The 17078-nt window shown below is 36.4% G+C and carries 19 protein-coding genes; 6 read left to right on the forward strand and 13 right to left on the reverse strand.

What is annotated here, in order from left to right; genetic code table 11:
- The first annotated feature begins 620 nt into the window (after positions 1-620).
- Positions 621-902 carry an SAV0927 family protein gene (locus D569_RS0102595; protein WP_018930839.1) on the forward strand — a complete coding sequence of 94 codons (282 nt, stop codon included), beginning with the start codon at positions 621-623 and terminating at the stop codon, positions 900-902.
- A 14-nt stretch (positions 903-916) separates the two neighbouring features.
- Here D569_RS0102595 and D569_RS0102600 read toward each other — a convergent pair whose 3' ends face one another.
- A complete protein-coding gene (locus tag D569_RS0102600) occupies positions 917-1192 on the reverse strand; it encodes a YutD family protein (protein ID WP_018930840.1) in 276 nt (91 codons plus the stop codon).
- Positions 1193-1309: 117 nt separating this feature from the next.
- On the opposite strand from D569_RS0102600, the gene D569_RS0102605 reads away from it, so the two are divergent.
- On the forward strand, positions 1310-2272 hold the full coding sequence (locus tag D569_RS0102605) for a M23 family metallopeptidase (protein ID WP_018930841.1): 963 nt from the start codon (positions 1310-1312) through the stop codon (positions 2270-2272).
- Positions 2273-2303: 31 nt separating this feature from the next.
- Here D569_RS0102605 and D569_RS24245 read toward each other — a convergent pair whose 3' ends face one another.
- The 7 genes from D569_RS24245 to D569_RS0102640 all read right to left on the reverse strand — a co-directional run bounded on the left by D569_RS24245 (position 2304) and on the right by D569_RS0102640 (position 8791).
- Positions 2304-2405: a MetS family NSS transporter small subunit gene (locus D569_RS24245; protein ID WP_018930842.1), complete on the reverse strand. Its 102-nt coding sequence runs from the start codon at positions 2403-2405 to the stop codon at positions 2304-2306.
- Positions 2406-2431: 26 nt separating this feature from the next.
- Positions 2432-3913: a sodium-dependent transporter gene (locus D569_RS0102615; RefSeq protein ID WP_018930843.1), complete on the reverse strand. Its 1482-nt coding sequence runs from the start codon at positions 3911-3913 to the stop codon at positions 2432-2434.
- Positions 3914-4130: 217 nt separating this feature from the next.
- Entirely contained in the window at positions 4131-4922 is a 792-nt protein-coding gene (gene yunB, locus D569_RS0102620; protein WP_018930844.1) for a sporulation protein YunB, read from the reverse strand.
- Between the two features lie 64 nt (positions 4923-4986).
- A complete protein-coding gene (locus D569_RS0102625) occupies positions 4987-6081 on the reverse strand; it encodes an HD-GYP domain-containing protein (protein ID WP_018930845.1) in 1095 nt (364 codons plus the stop codon).
- 112 nt (positions 6082-6193) lie between these two features.
- Positions 6194-6502 (reverse strand): YunC family protein, encoded by a 309-nt coding sequence (locus D569_RS0102630; RefSeq protein WP_018930846.1) that lies wholly within the window; start codon positions 6500-6502, stop codon positions 6194-6196.
- A 51-nt stretch (positions 6503-6553) separates the two neighbouring features.
- Positions 6554-7945: a bifunctional metallophosphatase/5'-nucleotidase gene (locus D569_RS0102635; RefSeq protein ID WP_018930847.1), complete on the reverse strand. Its 1392-nt coding sequence runs from the start codon at positions 7943-7945 to the stop codon at positions 6554-6556.
- Between the two features lie 15 nt (positions 7946-7960).
- Positions 7961-8791, reverse strand: a complete 831-nt coding sequence (locus D569_RS0102640; RefSeq protein WP_018930848.1) for a sulfite exporter TauE/SafE family protein — start codon at positions 8789-8791, stop codon at positions 7961-7963.
- A gap of 240 nt (positions 8792-9031) precedes the next feature.
- Between D569_RS0102640 and D569_RS0102645 the strand changes: the two genes are divergently transcribed.
- The 4 genes from D569_RS0102645 to D569_RS0102660 all read left to right on the forward strand — a co-directional run bounded on the left by D569_RS0102645 (position 9032) and on the right by D569_RS0102660 (position 11187).
- Positions 9032-9226, forward strand: a complete 195-nt coding sequence (locus D569_RS0102645) for a hypothetical protein (RefSeq protein WP_018930849.1) — start codon at positions 9032-9034, stop codon at positions 9224-9226.
- Between the two features lie 58 nt (positions 9227-9284).
- Positions 9285-9914 (forward strand): hypothetical protein, encoded by a 630-nt coding sequence (locus D569_RS0102650; protein WP_156822870.1) that lies wholly within the window; start codon positions 9285-9287, stop codon positions 9912-9914.
- Positions 9915-10150: 236 nt separating this feature from the next.
- Complete coding sequence (locus D569_RS0102655) at positions 10151-10642, forward strand: CotY/CotZ family spore coat protein (protein WP_018930851.1); 492 nt, start codon at positions 10151-10153, stop codon at positions 10640-10642.
- 248 nt (positions 10643-10890) lie between these two features.
- A complete protein-coding gene (locus tag D569_RS0102660; RefSeq protein WP_018930852.1) occupies positions 10891-11187 on the forward strand; it encodes a DUF378 domain-containing protein in 297 nt (98 codons plus the stop codon).
- Positions 11188-11430: 243 nt separating this feature from the next.
- On the opposite strand, the gene erm(A) is transcribed toward D569_RS0102660, so the two are convergent.
- The 5 genes from erm(A) to sufD all read right to left on the reverse strand — a co-directional run bounded on the left by erm(A) (position 11431) and on the right by sufD (position 17069).
- Positions 11431-12165 carry a 23S rRNA (adenine(2058)-N(6))-methyltransferase Erm(A) gene (gene erm(A), locus D569_RS0102665; RefSeq protein ID WP_018930853.1) on the reverse strand — a complete coding sequence of 245 codons (735 nt, stop codon included), beginning with the start codon at positions 12163-12165 and terminating at the stop codon, positions 11431-11433.
- A gap of 512 nt (positions 12166-12677) precedes the next feature.
- A complete protein-coding gene (sufB, locus tag D569_RS0102670; RefSeq protein ID WP_018930854.1) occupies positions 12678-14075 on the reverse strand; it encodes a Fe-S cluster assembly protein SufB in 1398 nt (465 codons plus the stop codon).
- A 33-nt stretch (positions 14076-14108) separates the two neighbouring features.
- Complete coding sequence (gene sufU, locus D569_RS0102675) at positions 14109-14552, reverse strand: Fe-S cluster assembly sulfur transfer protein SufU (RefSeq protein ID WP_018930855.1); 444 nt, start codon at positions 14550-14552, stop codon at positions 14109-14111.
- Positions 14542-15762, reverse strand: coding sequence for a cysteine desulfurase (locus D569_RS0102680; protein WP_018930856.1), 1221 nt, complete (start codon positions 15760-15762; stop codon positions 14542-14544). The genes sufU and D569_RS0102680 overlap by 11 nt, the downstream gene beginning before the upstream one ends.
- Complete coding sequence (gene sufD / locus D569_RS0102685) at positions 15762-17069, reverse strand: Fe-S cluster assembly protein SufD (protein ID WP_018930857.1); 1308 nt, start codon at positions 17067-17069, stop codon at positions 15762-15764. Before sufD ends, D569_RS0102680 begins: the two co-directional genes overlap by 1 nt.
- Between the last annotated feature and the right edge of the window lie 9 nt (positions 17070-17078).

Below are 17078 nucleotides of genomic sequence, written 5' to 3' on the forward strand. Positions count from 1 at the left end.
CAGTAATTTTGACATATATCGTGATCATAACCGCCACTCCGGCTGCCCACTTCCCTTTCCGTGGGGTTTTGCCCTTCAGCTAACTTTTTCGAGCAAAAACCGCTCGAAAAAGTGGATCTTCAGGTCAAACAGGTCCCACAGGAGTGGAAGTGGGCGGCCTTCGTTAAGATATGCTCCACAACACTTATCCGAAATCAGCCAGTTGATTTCTCCACCATATATAGCATAGGGTGCGACTATGCCAAAGTGGCATTTACAGCCGATTAGCACTGTAACAAAACAGAAAAAGTTTTTCCATGAGTTCATTTCTTTCTATAATCGGAGAACAAAAATAGCGGAGGCAGAATACGTAGACTCCTGTGGGACAGCGAGAGCTGAAGATCCACTTTGCAAAATGGTTTTCTTTGCAAAGTTAGCTGAAGCCGAGCCCACGGAAAGCGCAGTTTTCTGCCGAAGCGAATGACAACACTTCTCAAAAAGCAGAATGAAACATCGCAAGTCCAGGACGTTACTTCGCAGTTTATGGAAATGGTTTGCTAAATAATTTCATTGGCTGCTGTTCTTTGAATATTTTACAGTAAAGGAAGAAATGGCTATAATCTGGAATAGGGAGTGATTCGATGAGGGATGGAAAGTTAGAATTTATCAAAAATGAAACTGAACAAAGTACGACAAGGTTGGTTAGTTTTAAAGGTGATATGGAAAGGTTTGATCTGGCAGTTATATCTTCTCCTACATTCGGTGATGATTGTCTAGTCATCGACCTTAATACGAATAAATACTCACGTATTAATCGAGAGAAGATTAAAGAAAGCAAATTTGTGGAACACGCCTTTCAATTCAATGAACTGGAAGCAGAGGATTTCCGATTATTTATCCGACCATTGTTGAACGAAAACTAACACATAACTATGTGTTAGTTTTCAATTTGTTTAACTATAAAAAATCGGCAACCGAAATTGCAATATTCGTATAAATAGTCCTCATAGGTGCTTATTTTAGTATCAAAAGATGCTTTGGGATTTTGATCATCATAAAATCCTTTGAGACGAAGTTGTTCATAACCCCAATCCCCTACAATAAAATCATATTTACTTAAAATGTCTGTATATCTTTCTTTAAACGCTTTTTCCTCAAATCCATTACGATAATCCTTGATTATCTCGTAACGATAACCTTGTACTTCAACCAATATATTTCACACCTTTTTTGCAATAAGAATTTAACAAAAGTTACTAGCATGAAATCAAAGTTTATAACCTAAACTAACGGTATCCACTTGAAAAATTAACTAAGGAGGCTATTTCCTTTGATTCAGCGTTACTTATTATTATCATTCACAAGTTTTTTTCTTCTTTCTACTATAGCACATGCAGAAGAAAATGTGGATATTGATCAAGAAAAAATCAGTTTATATAAGCAAATGGAAGCTGTCACCTTAATACCTTGGTATTATTTAGCAGCAATCAACCGTTATGAATCCAATATTCATGACGATCAATCAGATGAAGAGGACAATACTTTAATCAAGATAAAAGTACCTGAACAAAAATGGTACGGCTTTTCACCAACTCGTGAGCCTACCGAAGAAAGTCTACTCGAAATCTTTGGTGGTATCGGAAAAGATGGGGATGGAGATGGAATAGCTGATCACACCAATGACCATGATATTTTATATACAGTGGCCCATTACATTCAACAATATGGACATGCAGACCAAGATATTCGGACGGCACTTTGGAATTATTATCATCGTGAATTAACGGTTCTGTCTATTATGAATTATGCTCGCTTGTTTAAAACATATCAAAAAATCAGTCTGGACGAAACTGCTTTTCCAATCCCTAAAGGTTACAACTATACTTACCATAATACATGGGGGGATGCTAGAGGATTCGGTGGCAGAAGAATCCATGAAGGTACCGATATATTTGCTAGTTATGGAACACCAGTAAGAGCTACCACTTTTGGTGTTGTCGAGCTTAAAGGCTGGAATAAATTTGGTGGCTGGCGTGTTGGTATTCGTGATATATACAATAGATATCATTACTACGCACATTTAAATGGATTTACTGATGGATTAGAAATAGGAGATATCGTAGAAGCAGGCCAAACAATTGGTTCTGTCGGCTCATCTGGTTATGGACCTCCAGGAACCTCTGGAAAATTCCCGCCACATTTACATTATGGTATGTACAAAGATAACGGAAAAACAGAATGGTCATTTGATCCCTATCCACATTTAAAGCGATGGGAAAGAAAAAATCCGTAAAGGAAATTATCACTTTACGGATTTTTCTATATTAATTTTTGGATGCAGTTATTGCTTTTATAACACTGGCGATTAAGCCACCCCATATAATTACCATACCGATTACTGCCATTGTAATTGCACTACCAGACATAAAGGCAACCTCCTTTAACCTTCAATTTATGCTTCGTTATCTTTACTTGGCCATTTTTTAATCGTTAATAACGCACCAACGAACATCGCGCCAATTGCTACTACCCAACCAAAACTGAATAAGAAATCAATTGGATAATCCTCATATGGACGAGATACTTCAGTTCTTAGGTTTTCCAGCATCATATATCCTAATACAAGTGGCGTGATTACCCCTAAACACAGTCTCCACCATATACCAAGTTTAATGTCGGATACAGAATCTGCGTGATTTTGTAGATCTTTGAGTGAGCGTGCAAACCATGCGATCGCTACAACTTCAAATAGACCCGCTAAAGCAACACCATAATTATTAATAAAGTAGTCTACCGTATCTAACAGGTTAAGTCCACCTTGGGTTGCATAGAAAAGCGAAACCAATAAAGCAAGTCCTCCACCGAACACCACCGCTTTTCCTCGTGAAATGGAGAATTTCTCTTGTAAACCTGCGACATATGTTTCCGAAATCGAAATCATCGATGATAAACCTGCTAAGAACAAGGATGCAAAGAATAAGAACCCAAAGAATCCGGATGCAGGCATTTGACTAATAATTTCAGGGAATACCATAAAGGCTAATCCGACGCCACCTGCAACTACTTCAGATACTGCTGTATTCGATTGAACTGCCATAAACCCTAACACAGCAAATACCCCAATACCAGCTAATAATTCAAATGATGAATTCGCAAAACCAGTGATAAATGCATTGTTCGTAATATCAGATTTTTTCGGTAAATAAGAGGAGTACGTAATCATAATGGCAAATGCGATCGACAAACTAAAGAAGATTTGACCATATGCTGCAACCCAAACCGATCCATCTGCAATACGTCCCCAGTCAGGTTTAAAGAATGCATCTAAACCTTCCATTGCTCCTGGTAATGTAACCGCACGAATAACGATAATTAGAAATACGATAAATAATGTCGGAATAAAGATTCTATTTGCTAACTCAATACCTTTCTTCACGCCACGACCTAGGAAGAATAACACAATTACCCAGATAATTAGTAAAGGAATCATGACTGCAGGAACGATCGAACCAAATGTTCCAGCATCAGCAAGGTTCAAAAAGTCTCCAACAAAGAATCCAGTTGGATCATCCCCCCACTGTGTTCCTAAAGAGAAATATGCATACATAACCGACCAAGCAATAATGATTGGATAGTAAGTAGAAATAACAAATGAAATAAGGACCTGCCACCAACCGATCCATTCCATCCCTTTACTAATTTTCGAAAAACTTCTTGGAGATGAACTTCGGTATTTGTGTCCAATCGTATATTCCATAATAAGTAACGGAATACCTGCCGTTAATAAGGCAAACAAATACGGTACAAAAAAGGCACCTCCACCATTTTCAAATGCTGTGGCAGGAAAGCGCCAAATATTTCCTAACCCTACAGCAGAACCAATTGCTGCAAGAAGGAAGCCGAGACGCGTTCCCCACTGTGATCTGTTTTCCATTAACCTAACCCCTTCCTTTTTTTATAATTTACCAAGGTGCTAGTCGTCCATAAAACCTCCACTTTAGGTTTTGAGTCAATCAAAGCAGCTAAGTGGAGAATGAGGTGAGCTAACACCATGATAAGTTTTACTAAATCTATTTTACTAATAGTTTTAATCTTTGAAATTATATCGAACTTCTGAATATTCTGTCAAAGGAAAAACTAGGAAAATTCTATTATTCTATATCTGGATCTATTGGAATAGAAAGATCAGATGATCCTTCTCCACCTTCATGATAATAATTTGGAACATCACCGGGATGAAATACCTTTGTTACCGGGATATCTTGAATCACTTTCGTTGGCTCTGAAGCAAAGGGTATCACGACCATCATTTCTACTTCTATATGAACATTGACGTGTATATATGCGCCATTTATACCAGTTTCAACAATTTCACTCGTTATTTCTGTCCCTACACTACCGATTACTTCCATATTTACCGGTACTTTTGGCCCGAGGTTAGCTATAACAGGAATTCCTAATGCTTGACCTAACGGTACTTCTACTAATAGGCCTTTTTCCCTTACATCATCAAGTAATTCTTGTTCTGATGGCTCCAAATCCAATTCTACTTCAAGAGGCACGCCTGTTTCAGGTCGCTCTCCTTTCTCCAATAGCTTAAGAAAATTTTCTACACGATATTGAACATTTCTTTGTACACGATTTTCTACGACTGCATTAAAAATATAATTTTCTACTCTTCCTTCTTCATCTAATTGCACTTCTATTAAATCCCCAGCTTCTAAATCCTCAGAAATCTTTTTGCTAACCGCTATTCCCATTGCTTGATTCGCAATCGCATCAACACGAACTTTTGCGTAATTCAGCAGTACTGGTTTAATTCCCTCGTTAACGATTAGAATACTTGCAATCATCACGAGAACAAAAATGAAAAATGAAATAAAAACGATTTGATTAGCTGGAGGTGAACCTATTTTTCGTCTACTCCACTTTTTTCTTCGCATAATAAATCCCCCCAATCTATTCATATGATTGCGGGGATTTATTTAGATATAATTAGAGAAATTTTTATCTGCTTGTAATAAATTGATCCGTATTTACAATCAGGACATCCAATACCTTTGTTAAATCTAAGTCATACGGTTTTACTTTGGAGCCATTTTCTTTCAGCACACGAACTACTGGACGATCAAACATTTGTGAATTTTGGCGGGCAACGACCCCTTCTCTGCCATCACTTAAATAAACGGTTAAGCCATTTGGATAAAGAGCAATCGTCTTCTTAAATGCTTCTACAAGGTGGATGTCGAATTTCGTCCCGGCACCGCTATATAATATTTCTAATCCTTCATGTGGTAACATCGCATCCCTATAAGTTCGATTACTTGTCACCGCATCAAACACATCCGCTACCCCTATAATTCTGGCAAATGGATGAATATCATCTTCTTTAATGCCGCGCGGATAACCTGTTCCATCTAATCGTTCATGATGCTGATAGGCACAGTGGGCAACCAATAGTGGAATATTATGAGCCTTTCGCAACAAATCAAAACCATATTCTGTATGTGCTTGAACAATCTTAAATTCCATATTCGTGAGCTTTCCAGGCTTATTTAAGACTTCCTCTGGTATAACAATCTTACCAATATCATGTAAAACGGCACCTAATCCTAGTTGTTGCATATCTTTACTTTTTAAGTTCAATTCCTGAGCTAATGCAAGTGTATACATACTCACATTTAGGGAGTGAGTATAGACATAATCATCAATAATTAATAAGTCGGATAAATAGTGAATAACTTCCTCATTTTCACTTAATTCTTTTGCAATTTCTTTGACTAGTTGATCTAACTTAAAAGCAGCTTTATCTAATAAATAATTATTTTTCGTCAAATCTTCAAATTTTAACGACCGGAATGTCTCTTTTATTTTTTGAATTGCTTCTACCCTTTGCTGATCAGGAATAGGAGGATGAACCATAATATCTTCCGTATCCTCATCACGAGTAAAAACATAGGTGACTCCTGAATTTTTCAGTCGATCTATCATCGAGTCAGTTAATTGCATATTTTTTTGTAATAAAATCCGACCATGCGCATCATATATCGGTTTTGCTAATTCAATGCCTGGTCGAATAAGTTTGGTTGGAACTAATCTCATTTTCAAACACCCATTTGCCATTTTGGTAAAATTTTATCAGATAATGTCGATATAATCTACTATTTTTATTGCTACTTTATAAATAAATTTTACTAACTAAGCAAATAGTCACTTATTTGTTGGATATTTTTAGTAACGCTTCTTCTATCGGCATTCCTTCTTTCCAACCATAATTTTTGGAATGGTTGGTCACTTTATCCAGCTTAGCGTGTTGCAATTCTTCTATCGTCTTCACACCAATAGCTCTCCCTGCAACAATGGGACGGTCTGTCAAACGGTCATTTAGTAAAGCTACATCTAGCGCTCCACACATGACATAACCTACTTCATTCGCAATCACCAACAAATTCGTATATGGCAGCTTAACCGAAATAGCTGTAAACGGATGATCCTTGATAAATATTGGTTTCACTTCCATCATAAAAAACACACTCCTCTCCATATAAAATATGAAGGGAGTGTATAATTGTTCCTAAGATGATGACCTTAAAGCATCTGCTAATAAATCTCTCATAAATTCTGGCAAATAAAACTTCTTTGTCGTAGACCTTGCAATTTCGGGGAACATCCTTCCAAAAGTAAACATATCTGCAGTCGCAAACGTATAAATCTTATTATGTTCAATCTCACTCCCGTTAAGATGAACATGCTGAACATGTTCTATACCACCCTCATCTATCTCTGTATCAATATCAATACCACTAAAGACAAATTTACCTAACACTTTACCTCGGAAACCAAAACCTTTTAGTTCAAAATGCATCAAAGCCTCATCATATGCACCTCGCACAACCTCCAATACTTCAATTCCTCTTAGTTTGACTGTACAAGGATTGATTGGATGAGGACAGATCCGATGTATATCTCCATAGGTAACATAGCCTTCTGCGATATTTTCTAACAGTAAGCCTGCATTTAACATACTTATATCGGCATTCGTCCAGTCTTTTAGTTTAGCCGTTAACAATTCAATTATAGGTGTCTGTTCAAACCAATCTACAGTTAAACTGTTTTCTATATATGTCACTGGTTTATTTAATAGTTCTTGAGCAGCATCGTTCAGCTTAGCAAGTCTATGAACAGTATCTTGATCCTGACTAAGATATTCAGTTTCCACTGTGTAGGCCTGTTTATCGACTATTTTCTTTAAATGGTGGTCCCAATCTATATGTACTTCTCCGACATATTTGCCATGTTTACCTGCAGCAGTTAATAATACATTATTAACCTCTTCGCCATTTTTTAAGATGTGATGGGTATGACCGCCAATAATAAGATCAATCTCTGGATATCGTTCGGCAATTAATTGGTCTTCCGTGAACCCGAGGTGAGAAAGTAAGATTAGTATGTCTGCATCTTCTCTCAATTCCTTCATTTCACGTGCTAAATAATCGTAAGGTGATTCAACATGCCACCCTAGAGGATGATAAAAGGCGTTAAATGGGGCGGTCAATCCGAACAATTTGATCGTTAAGTTCTCTTTTGATTTTATCGTAATACTATTTTGTAACCACGTTGGTTTCTCTTTATTTACAGGAATTAAATTACCACAAGTAACTTGAAAATTGGCCTGATCATACAAATGATACAAATGTTCATGCTCTAGCGTAATTCCTTCATTATTTCCAATCGTTGCAATATCAAAGCCAGCTGCATTTAATAATTCGACATTAGCTTTGCCATTGTAAGCTTCTGCTATTGGATGGAACCGATCCACATGGTCTCCAATATCAATTCTCCAACTTTGCTCATCAACCTGAGCATGCTGTTTTTTCTTTTTGTTAAAATAATCAACAATGTTTGGCCATTGGTCAAAGTGACTATGTAAATCATTACAATAATAAAAATGGATATGTTCGATCATGAAGACTAACCCTCCCTAAAACAAACCTTGCCAAATCAGACGTAATCCAATCAATAATACAACCGCTCTTAATAAATACTCCACAGCTTTACTAGAAAGTTGCTGATTAATTTTCGCACCTAAAATGCCTCCAAACCATGCACCTGGTACAAAAGCCCATACATAGATCCATTCTATATGACCTAACGCAATGTGTGTACCAGAACTTACAATACTAAGCGCTAAGATCATAAACATGGAAGTAGCCGTAGCGATATGCGGTGGGAAACGGAACAAAATAATCATGGCAGGAACCATTAAAGATCCTCCACCGATTCCGAAAAAACCAGATAACATCCCTACTGTAAAAGCAATTGCAACGGCAATAAACGGAGAAAAAGAATAGCGGTATACGGCATCACCAATTTTCACCTCACGTACAACCTTTTGTGAAGTGTCTAAATGCATGTCGTCTTTCATCTGGTTTGGTGCTTTCTTAAATAAGAACATGATAAAGATTAATAACATAAATATACCTAAAAATAACGAAAACATATCGGTATCCACAAATTGATTCAACCATGCCCCTAACACACCACCAGGCAAACTACCTGCAATAAAATATAAGCCGCTTTTATAGTCTATTCGTTCACTCTTCGCATAAGCATAAGTGGATGACAAAGCAGTAAATATCATAATAATCAAGGATATACCGACAATTGTACTTGCATCCGCCCAATCAAATAAAGGGGTTGTAGAATGAAGAATTAGTAAAATAGGTACTAGAATTACTCCTCCGCCAAACCCTACAATACTTCCTAACATCGCTGATAATAACCCAATTAATAAACAAATAAAAATAACCAAATGTATCCCTACTATCTTATTGTCTTAGTTGTTTTCTAAACGTACTCTTTTTAATTATAAAGGTAATAAAGAAATTTATCCAATCGAGAATTTGTATATTATGTATAGTGGCTCGCTTTTTCAAGTGATTTATATAATGCATCCTCAAAAAAGGAATTTATTACCTTCTAAATTTATGATACACTGTAATACGGATTCTAGTAGTGGAAAAAGAAATAGTTAGAAAAGGGGGAAGCTCTTATGAAATATAGCATAACCATTCATCTTCTTGTCTCTGCAAGTCTGCTGCTAATTCTTTTTGCACAAGACTTGCAAAATTGGGGCGAGTTCTCTTCTATTAGGCAAAGGTTAACGGGATTTGCCGTTATTGTATGGTTAATCCACTTGTTTACCATTTTATATTTAACTATAAGAAACAAGAAAGAGAGTATATAAGAAGTCCTTAACAGCATAATCTTTTTGCATTTTATCTACTTTGAACAAGGAGGACATAATGATGGAACTATCAAGTAAAGCAACAGGAAATATGTTAAAAGGGTTGTTAACTATAGGAGTTGTACTTAGCATTACTTTAGTATTTACAACCTTTTTTGATATTTATTATTATGATTTGTATCAATCATTTATATCCGAAATAGATCTAGTCATTTCTATCATTTATTTGGTATTATGGCTGATAACTGTCGTTTTTTATTTAGTTTGGATTCATAAGGTTCATCAAGATTTAAAAAGGTTTAATTCCCAATACCCGATAACACCAGGTGGTGCACTCGCTAGAATTATAATTCCCTTTTACAATATATATGGACTATGGAATGTATTCTCCACCATGAGGAACTATTTCAAAGAATATAGCAGTACACTCAAACTTGCCCAAATAATGACTACATTAATTCCTTTCTATTACATATTGTACTGGGCAACAAATGTTTTAAATCAATTAGTTTCCAGAAACCAGATCATCAATAACCACGTTATCTTTTCGTCATATGTACTTGATACAGTTTTAGTAGTTATTTATTTATTCATGACCAAATATATATTGGAATCGTTACAGAGCATCAGCAATGAAATATCATCTGACAATAAATCGCAGTCAGAAGTAACAACAGAAATAAAATAAAACTTGGATTTTACTTGGCAGTATTCATTGTAATACTGCCTTCTTTATCGGTTAATGGACATGACGATGCTAAATTTATTTGTGAAACTCGTTTTTCCCTCGCTGTAGTATAAGCTAGGTTAAATTTACGAGTTGAACCTAAATTACAGAAAAACAGGTTGCAGTCTATACCAATATTCAACTCCTTCATAGATTATTATTGTTAATGAAATCTATCCAAAGAGGAGTGCAGTATTATGGGAAAAAAAGTAGAACGCAATAATGATGTTGGCGGTGTAATCAGTAATGGTAATGGCTGTGTCTGTGATGTCGTCCGTGCTATTGCTGATGCACAAGATAACGTTGTAGAAATTGGATGTGATGTAAGCTGTGCACGATCTATTCAAAATTTGGTATCACCAGTAAATGGAAACGCCTTAGATACAGTACCTTTTATTTTATATGATAAAAAAGGTAAACCATTCAAAGGATTTGGAACTGAAGTTCGCGGTGGCCGCTTCGAATGCTTCAACAGTTTTATATTCCGTGTTACTGAAGTGGATGATGAAGACTGCTGTGCAGTACTAGAACTATTAGTATTTGACAACGATGACACAACTTGTGGCGATCCTTGTGAGCAGCTTGACAACGAACAAGTTGCTAATTTAGAACGGACTGGTATCTGTATTACTGTAGATTTAGATTGCTTCTGTGCTATTACTTGCTTGCCTGCTGTTTCCGTGCTTTAATGACGATTTAAGACTCTTCCAGCAATAGCTGGAAGAGTCTATTCATCTTTACCAAAGAATTTCAATTTATTAATCCTTCAATCAAGCTAATGACTTTACATAGTCTAAATGTTATTTGAATCAATTGGTAAAACGGCAGCTGATGCTGTCCTTTTTTATTGGCTAAAACATAATATTCAGTCGTATAACTAGGGATAATAAACTAATAATAAATATAACCATTACTCTATAAAAAGGAGGTGAATGAAATGAATACCATTCAACGTATAGCTTTAGCCCTAATAATTATAGGTGGGATAAACTGGGGGTTAATTGGATTATTTCAATTTGATTTGGTTGCATCACTATTTGGTGGCCAAGATGCTGCACTCTCCAGAGTCATCTATACATTAGTAGGAATCGGTGCTTTATGCTGTTTACCTTTATTGTTTGCTCCAGATGATGAAGAAATTAGAGGTACTGAGAGAGGTAGAAATTTGGCTTATTCAACTGAGTTTGCAGAAGAAAATGATCCGTATGAATTTAACAATGATGAAGAAAAATAAAGAAAATTGATCGATCCTATTATTTTTGGGACTGACTTTTATGTCGGTCCCAATGCAAAATATAACAGATGAGGGGTTCATTATTAAGTCGTTTTTTATTTTTGTCTATGGCTATAGAGGTTATGACAAAGATAAGAGCACTTTATCTTTTACGTTTTAAAGCACTGATTGATGTTTAATTGTTGAAAAGTTTTTTGAGAGTAAAAGCGTCCTCTAAGGAACTAGAGAACGCTTCATTACATTTCATTTAGTGAACAATTTATAACTATTGAAAATAGATATAAATTGTTCCTTTGATATTTTATTAAAATTAGTAACATTTGCATGCTTCAAGGCCTGTCGGAATTGGTTTTTAGTAAAAAGAAGATGATATTCTCTGTTTACCCATTTATAAACAAACGATTGATACTTTTTGTAGTCCTTTTTTAAAATCAATGGTTTATGTCGTTCAAGTACGATCAATACAGAATCTACACTTGGCTTAGGGTGAAAATATTCTCTTGGCACTTTTTTTAGGATTTTTATGTCTATTTCCACCATCAACAGTAAGCCTAAAGCCCGTTGCGTGTTTTGCAACCTTTTCGCAAAACCTTCCTCCACGAGAAGGTAACTATATTTCGACCGGCTTTCAAAGGCGATTTTTTTGACAATATCAGTACTGATATTAAAGGGAATATTTCCATATATTTTATAGCCTGCATTTTTCGGGAAGGCAAATTTCAGAATATCTGTATGGATAACTTTTATATTCTGAAAAAGCTCCACCGCTTTTTGAGTGGCTCGACATAAGTCTTCTTCAATTTCTATAGCAGTCACCGACTGACTCATTTCGACTAGCTCTTTGGTAAAATGCCCTTTTCCTGCTCCAATTTCTATTACGTTGTCTTGTTTATTGATATTCGTATGATTCAATATTTCTTTTACATGCTTTTTAGAAGTAATAAAATTTTGCGTGTCTTTTGGGTTTTTCTCGTTCATTATAACCTTCTCCTTGCTGGTTATAATGAACTGATCATAAGAGTTCATTATAACCAATTATTTTTCATTTGGTTGATAATGAACTTATTTAATGACAAATATAGAAAATATACCCATACTTTTATCTCCTTTCCAATCTTTTCATTATGAAAGAGATAAAGTAAAATCTACTACTGCAATACAGGTGCACATATTTGAATCCTCCTTTATAAAACTTATTATATCATTTCCAATTACTTTTTAGAATAAAGCTCTACATAAAATTTTTGGACTTTATTTATAGTCAGATGTTCTTTTTACAACTTTTTATTCTTGTTCTTAATAGGTCATAAAACTATTAAAAACAAGCGCTGATAAATATCTTTCCATCACTGAAAAGATAAAAGAAGATCAGTTAGATGTTTTTCCTACATATAAAAAAGATAACGAGATCGGCACAAAATCGGCTCGAACTCGTTATCCCTCATTTAACCTCAAACTAGAAGCTTAATATATCAACTACTTACAGTTAATTATCCAATACTACCTTCCATTTCGAATTTGATAAGGCGGTTCATTTCTACCGCATATTCCATTGGAAGTTCTTTTGTAAATGGCTCGATGAAGCCCATTACGATCATTTCAGTAGCTTCTTCTTCTGAAAGACCACGGCTCATTAGATAGAATAATTGTTCTTCCGATACTTTAGAAACTTTCGCTTCGTGCTCTAATGAGATATTATCATTTAAGATCTCATTGTAAGGAATCGTATCCGAAGTTGATTTATTATCCATAATTAACGTGTCACATTCAATATTAGAACGAGCACCCTCTGCTTTACGTCCAAAGTGTACCATACCAAGGTAAGATACTTTACCACCTTGTTTGGAGATCGACTTCGAAACGATCGTTGAAGACGTATTAGGCGCTAGGTGGTGCATTTTAGCACCTGCGTGTTGGTGCTGTCCTTTACCTGCTAATGCAATGGAAAGCGTATTTCCACGAGCTCCCTCACCTTTTAGAATAATGGCAGGATATTTCATGGTTAATTTAGAACCAATGTTACCATCGATCCATTCCATCGTTGCATTTGCATCACATGTTGCACGTTTTGTAACTAGGTTATAGACATTGTTCGCCCAGTTTTGAATAGTTGTATAACGACAATATGCGTCTTTCTTAACAAAGATTTCTACCACCGCACTGTGCAAGGAGTTAGTTGTATACGTTGGTGCTGTACAACCTTCCACATAGTGTACAGAAGCACCTTCATCAACGATAATTAACGTACGTTCGAACTGACCCATGTTTTCAGAGTTAATACGGAAGTATGCTTGTAAAGGTGTCTCCGCTTTAACGCCTTTTGGTACGTAAATAAACGATCCCCCAGACCATACTGCAGTATTTAATGCTGCAAATTTATTATCTGATGCCGGAATAACTTTACCAAAATACTCTTTAAATAGGTCCTCGTTTTCTTTTAGTGCAGTATCAGTATCTTTGAAGACAATACCTAAATCTTCTAAGTCTTCTTTTAAGTTGTGATAAACCACTTCAGATTCGTATTGTGCAGATACACCTGCTAAATATTTTTGCTCTGCTTCAGGGATACCTAATTTATCAAATGTTTGTTTGATTTCATCTGGTACTTCATCCCAAGAACGTTCAGAACGCTCAGACGGTTTTACGTAATACGTAATTTCATCAAAGTCTAATTCTGAAAGGTCACCACCCCATTGTGGCATTGGTTTTTTATAGAATTGTTCTAATGCTTTTAAGCGGAATTCTAACATCCACTCTGGTTCTTCTTTCATGCGAGAAATCTCTTCCACTACTGCACGTGTAAGACCTTTTTCAGTACGGAAAATCGAAACATCTCTGTCATGAAAGCCATATTTATATTCGCCTATTTCAGGTGCTTTTTTAGCCATACTATTACCTCCTATATTAGGATTTCTTTGTGCTTACTCCTCTTCGTCGGCTGAGACTGCTTTTTCCATCGCTTTCCACGCCAATGTTGCACACTTAATTCTTGCCGGGAATTTGGAAACACCTTGCAGTGCCTCAATATCCCCAAGGTCGAAATCCACATCTTCTACGTCTTCACCTAACATCATTTTGGAAAAAATGGATGACATTTCTAAAGCATCCTCTATATTTTTCCCTTTCACTGCTTGTGTCATCATAGAAGCAGATGACATACTGATCGAACAACCTTCCCCTTCAAATTTTGCATCTTTTACTGTGCCATCTTCAACTTGAAGGTGTAATTCAATACGGTCACCACATGTAGGGTTGTTCATATCTATTGTAACAGATTCGTCCGCTAAAGTTCCACGGTTACGAGGATTTTTATAGTGATCCATAATAACCTGTCTGTACAACGTATCTAAATTATTAAATGACATCGCCGAAATACTCCTTCGCTCGCTGTATTCCTTCAACTAATCGGTCAACATCACTTTCATCATTATATAGATAAAAGCTTGCTCTTGCTGTAGCAGTCACATCTAACCATTTCATTAAAGGCTGTGCACAATGATGACCAGCTCTTACGGCAATACCTTCCGCATCCAGAACTGTAGCTGTATCGTGTGGGTGGACACCTTCAATATTGAAAGTTACCAAACCACCACGTTCTTTTGGCCCGTAAATCGTCAGTCCATCAACATCAGAAAGTTTTTCCTGTGCATACTTCGCAATTTGCTGCTCATGTTCTAAAATGTTATCCATACCAAAATCGGATAGAAAATCTATCGCTGCACCTAAACCAATTGCTCCAGCGATAATTGGTGTTCCACCTTCAAACTTCCATGGGAGGTCTTTCCATGTAGAATCATAAAGGCCAACAAAATCGATCATTTCTCCTCCAAATTCAACTGGTTCCATTTCTTCCAATAATGCTTTCTTACCATAAAGGACACCAACACCAGTTGGGCCGCACATTTTATGACCAGAAAAAGCATAGAAATCACAATCCAAGTCTTGCATATCCACTTGCATGTGTGGAACACTTTGGGCACCATCTACTACAATCACTGCACCATTGTCATGAGCAATTTGAGCAATTTCCTTAATCGGATTAATCGTACCTAACACATTAGAAACATGTGTTACAGCAACCAGTTTCGTATTTTCCGTAACAGTGGAGCGGACAGAATCAAGCGTAATCGTTCCATCAGCTTCCATTGGAATATACTTTAAGGTTGCACCAGTATATTTCGCTGCCTGCTGCCAAGGAATAATATTACTATGGTGTTCCATTTCAGTAAGAACAATTTCATCACCTTCTTGTAGAACGTGACGAGCATATCCATAAGCAACCGTATTAAGTGAGGTTGTCGTTCCACGGGTAAAAATCACTTCTTCCGTTGAACTGGCGTTGATAAAGTTTTTTACTTTATCACGAGCTCCTTCATATTGATCAGTTGCTCTTGTCCCCAGTGTATGAACACCGCGATGCACATTAGAATTATGTTGCTTGTAATAAGCTTCCATAGACTCGATGACAGATAACGGTTTTTGTGATGTTGCCGCCGAATCAAGATAAACTAGCGGATGGCCGTTTACTTCTTGATTCAGAATCGGAAATTGCTCACGAATAGCTTTAATAGTCATTAGTAGACTTTCCTTTCGATAACTTCAGTCAATTGTTCACGCACTGCATCAATCGGAATCTCCTTAACAACCGGTGCTAAGAAACCGTGAATAATGAGACGTTCAGCTTCTTGCTGAGAAATACCGCGACTCATTAAATAGTATAGTTGAACCGGATCAACACGACCAACTGATGCTGCGTGACCTGCTGTAACATCATCTTCATCAATTAACAGAATCGGGTTTGCATCTCCACGAGCATCTCGACTTAACATTAATACACGAGATTCTTGTTCTGCATTTGCTTTTGTTGCACCATGTTCGATTTTTCCAATACCATTAAAGATAGAGGATGCACTGTCTTTCATAACTCCGTGTTGAAGGATAAAACCTTCACTTTGTTTACCAAAGTGGACAATTTTAGCTGTATAGTTTTGAGATTGATCTCCACGACCTACAGAAACTGTTTTAGCATAAGAATATGAGTTATCCCCAATTAGGTGTGTAATATTCTCAGATACGGTGTTACCGTCATTCATTTGGCCAAGATTCCACTCAATTCGTGCATCACGATAGGCTACTCCACGACGGTTAACATAAACCGTTGTGCCTGCCGCAAAATTATCTACAGATCCAAAGTTAATGTTCGCATTATCATGCGCAATAACTTCTGTCACGATATTAGCTACCGCATGTTCTTCTTTATTTTGTGAAATATAGTTCTCCACATACGTTAAAGAACTATTCTCTTCTGCTACTACAATCACATGGTTAAAGGTAGCTGCTTCCGGATCTTCTTGCCAAAAAATAGCTTGTAGCGGCTCTTCAATTTGTACGTTTTTTGGTACATACACGAAGACACCGCCGTTCATTAATGCTGTGTGTAGTGCAGTTAGTTTATGTTCATCAATTTGTACAGCATCTTTCATATAATAGCGCCTTACAAGGTCACTATGTTCTTGTAATGCTGTTTGAATGTCTGTTAGTATAACTCCTTTTTCTTCTAGTCCAGAAGCAAGTGATTTATACGCTACAGATTGATTACGTTGGATAACAAGATTCTCATTGTGATTTTCCAGATCCAAGAAGACTTGAATATCTTCAGGTAAATCATTGATTGAGTTGATTGCTTCACCAGCAACGTCATGTTTGTAGTCATCAAACTTCCAACGTTTTATACTCGTTTTATCCGGTTTTGGCATTTCAAGTCCTTCTGCCAAATCAAGAGCTTGCAAGCGCAACTCTTTCATCCATTCTGGTTCTTTTCTATTTTCTGAAAATGATCGGACATAGTCCTGATCATATGGCAGTTTAGTTTCCACAGTCATACGATACCT

It is taken from the genome of Gracilibacillus lacisalsi DSM 19029 (genome assembly GCF_000377765.1).
In the GTDB taxonomy this organism is placed as follows: domain Bacteria; phylum Bacillota; class Bacilli; order Bacillales; family Amphibacillaceae; genus Gracilibacillus; species Gracilibacillus lacisalsi.